This is a genomic window from Spirillospora sp. NPDC049652, from assembly GCF_040675125.1.
In the GTDB taxonomy this organism is placed as follows: Bacteria; Actinomycetota; Actinomycetes; order Streptosporangiales; family Streptosporangiaceae; genus Spirillospora.
Window position 1 is genome coordinate 1 of sequence record NZ_JBFAOF010000889.1, and the last position, 2,986, is coordinate 2,986.

General features: G+C 74.3%; 3 protein-coding genes. 1 reads left to right on the plus strand and 2 read right to left on the minus strand.

The window, feature by feature from the left end; genetic code table 11:
- The coding region (locus AB0J52_RS34395) for an FAD-binding protein (protein WP_500187071.1) at nt 1-245 on the minus strand (245 nt) is incomplete at its 3' end.
- Nucleotides 246-254: 9 nt separating this feature from the next.
- Nucleotides 255-1,472 (minus strand): MFS transporter, encoded by a 1,218-nt coding sequence (locus tag AB0J52_RS34400; protein ID WP_500187072.1) that lies wholly within the window; start codon nt 1,470-1,472, stop codon nt 255-257.
- A gap of 306 nt (nt 1,473-1,778) precedes the next feature.
- On the opposite strand from AB0J52_RS34400, the gene AB0J52_RS34405 reads away from it, so the two are divergent.
- Nucleotides 1,779-2,894, plus strand: a complete 1,116-nt coding sequence (locus AB0J52_RS34405; RefSeq protein ID WP_500187073.1) for a lytic murein transglycosylase — start codon at nt 1,779-1,781, stop codon at nt 2,892-2,894.
- Nucleotides 2,895-2,986: the final 92 nt, after the last annotated feature.

The following is a 2,986-nucleotide window of genomic DNA, read 5'->3' on the forward strand; positions in this document are numbered from 1 at the left end:
CCCGTCGAGGTGTCGACCGAGCGTACGCCGGTCAGCCCGGTCGGCCGGAGCATGACGCCCTCGGCGACGGCCGCCCCGGTGAAGGAGTGGCCGGTTCCGGGCATCCGGACGGTCTGCCCTTCGGCGGCCGCCGCGCGCACGGCGGCGGAGACCTCGTCGGTGCTGGTCGGGGTGGTGACGCGGCGGGGGGTGGCGGTCTGGTTCCCGGCCCAGTTACGCCACGTCCGGGTGCTCTCGGGGGACATGGCCGAACTCTACTCGGCGATCGTTCGTGAGGAAAGTTCACGTTTACTTACGGCCCGGAACGCGGCCGCGGTGACCAGTGCCGCGACGACCGCCGAGGCCACCGGGACGCCGAAGGACGCCTCGGCGCCGTGGGCGTCGGCGACCCGCCCGGACAGTGACGCGCCCGCCGCCGCGCCGATGCTGATCGTCGTCGACACGAGCGCCAGGCCCTCGGTGAGCTGGCCCTCCGGGACCAGCCGCTCCACCAGCCCGAACCCGGGGATGATCGTCGGTGAGATCGCCAGCCCGGCCACGAAGACCACCGGCAGCATCAGCCAGAAGTCGCCGACCAGCAGCGTCGGCGCCAGCAGCACGGCCAGCAGGACGCTGCCGACGAGGAAGCGCCGGTCCACCGGGGCCCGCCAGTTCCGGGCGCCATACCAGAACGCCGAGGTCGCGCTGCCCCCCGCGTAGCAGGCGAGCAGGAGCCCGGCGAGCGGCTTGTGCCCCTGCTCGGCCGCGAACGCGACGCTGCTGACGTCGATCGCCCCGAACACGGTCCCGGTGAGCAGGAAGACCAGCGCCAGGATCCGCACCGCCGGGTTGGCGAACACCCCGGCCCCGCCGGAGGTCCCGGGCGCGCGGGGACGCGGCGGCGGCTCCGTCTCGCGCAGGCGCGCGAACGCGAGCCCGCCGACCAGCGTGCAGGAGACGGCCACCGCGATCCCCGCCGCCGGATGCACCCCGGTCGCCAGCGAGGTGACCAGGATCGGCCCGGCCACGAAGATCAGCTCGTCCATCACCGACTCGAACGAGTACGCGGTGCCCATCGGGATCGCGGTGTCGCGGAGGGCGTGGGACCACCGGGAGCGCACCCAGGCCCCCATGGACACCTGGGTGGCCCCGGCGAGCGCGCTCGCGGGGTACAGCGTCCACAAGGGGGCGTCGGCCACGGCGAGACCGATCAGCAGGGCGAAGGCGGCCGTGTTGGCCGAGACGAGGGGGACGAGCACCCGGCGCTGCCCGAGCCGGTCGGCGAACCGGGCGCTGAGCGGCGCCCCGAGCGCGTAGGCGACCGAGAGGGTCGCGGAGACGGAACCGGCGATGCCGTACGATCCGGTCACCGCGGAGACGAGGAGGACGATCCCGATGCTCACCATGGACATCGCCATGCGTCCCACGAACCCCGCGGTGACGAACGCCTTGGCCCCGGGTACGGCCAGGAGCGCTCGATAGGGACTGGCCAACGTACTCCTCAGAACCCTCGACCGAATAACTTGATCACGTTACCCGGGCCGTACGACAGGTTCTTCCGGGTAACCGCCCGTTGGTGACGCTCGTTGGGAATGGTTGTGGTTCCACCTACACCTGAGCCGGACTCGGCCGCCGGACCGACCTCGGACAGGGCCCCGCGAGGGGGCCCGGAGCCGGCCCGCTCCTCGGCCTCGAAGACGGGCGCGGCACCGGCCTCTGGGACGTCCGGCGCTTCTGCCGCGCCCGCGCCCGCGCCGGCGAGCGCCGGGGCGAGGCCGCCGAGGCGCCCGCGGCCGGGGTTGGCGGCGGCCGGCGTCGGCCTCCTGGTCGCCGGGAGCCTCGCCGGAGGCGTCTACGGCGTGCTGACCGTCAAGGAGCCCGAGCCCGCGCGCAGGGAGGGCACCACCGTGGCCACCCAGCCGGACCCGCTGCGCAACGGCCCGGTGACCAACCTCGACAGCGCGGCCGGCCAGGTCGCCCCGCTGCGCCGGGTCGTCCCGCCGGACGTGCTGGCCGTCGGCGGGACCACGATCAGCCACGCGCAGGTCGGGAAGATCGCGAAGCTCGGGCACGTCAAGGACGTGATCGCGGTGGCCGGGGGCGCGGTGCAGCTCCAGGGGCGGCAGGTCAACGCGTTCGCCGTCGACCCGTCCGCGTTCCGGTCCTGGACGCCGCCGGGCACCGCCAAGCGCGCCGACCTGTGGAACGCCTTGGCCGCCGACCAGTTCGTCGTGTCGGCCAACGCCGCCGACCAGCTCCAGCTCAGCCGCGGCTTCCAGTACCCGGTCGTCGGCCGGACGGTCCCGAACCTGGTGCTCGGCGGGTCGGGGAACCTCGGCCTGCCCGGCATCGACATGCTGGTCAGCAAGAAGTCCGGCACGGCCATGGGCCTGGTGGATGACATCGCCGTCCTGGTCAACGCGCCCGGCGCGAAGCCCGGCACGATCGCGGGCCAGGTCAAGAAGATCCTCGGCTCCGGCGCGAGCGCGGTGAACCTGCACGAGAGCAAGTACCAGCCGTCCGGCCAGGGCGGACGGGCCGGCAGCTACCTCGACCTCTACCGGCGGGCCGCCACCACCTGCCCGGGCCTGTCCTGGACGGTCCTGGCGGCGATCGGGCAGGTCGAGAGCGACCACGGCCGCAACCCCGGCCGGTCCAGCGCGGGCGCGCTCGGGCCGATGCAGTTCATGCCGGCCACGTGGGCGACCTACGGCGTGGACGGGGACGGCGACGGCAAGGCCGACATCATGAACCCCTACGACGCCATCCCCGCCGCCGCCAAGTACCTGTGCGCGAGCGGCGGGGGCGGCGGCGGGCGGTCGCTCTACCGGGCGATCTTCGCCTACAACCACGCCGACTGGTACGTCCAGAAGGTCCTCGCCCTGGCCCGCGCCTACGCCGCCCAGTACCGCTAGCGCCCCGGCGTAACGCCCCGCGCGGGCGGGCCGCGACCTGCGCGCGGCGCGGCGTGTACGCGACGCGGGCAAGGTGCGCGCGGCGCGGGTGG